Genomic DNA, 321 nt, shown 5'->3' on the forward strand with positions numbered 1-321 from the left:
CAATCGGCTCATCATTGGCACGACCAGCGGCCAAAGCTTCCGCAATCTTGTCGGCAGCAAGGATGCCCGACAGAACTGCGTTATGACTGCCCTTGATGCGGGGAACGTTGACGAAGCCAGCCGAACAGCCGATCAGCGTACCACCCGGGAAGGACAGTTTTGGCACTGACTGGAAGCCACCTTCGGTAATCGCTCGCGCGCCATAAGAAAGGCGTTTGCCACCCTCGAATGTATCGCGGATCGCCGGATGCGTCTTGAACCGCTGGAACTCTTCAAACGGCGACAGATAAGGGTTCTTGTAGTTGAGATGCAGTACGAAGC

General features: G+C 56.4%; 1 protein-coding gene. It reads right to left on the reverse strand.

Features of this window, described 5'->3' with window-relative positions; all coding sequences use genetic code 11:
• Nucleotides 1-321 (reverse strand): NAD(P)/FAD-dependent oxidoreductase (locus tag QSJ70_RS27495; protein ID WP_502871735.1); only part of this gene is annotated, 321 nt, incomplete at both ends.

It is taken from the genome of Brucella sp. NBRC 12950 (assembly GCF_030268145.1).
Lineage (GTDB): Bacteria > Pseudomonadota > Alphaproteobacteria > Rhizobiales > Rhizobiaceae > Brucella.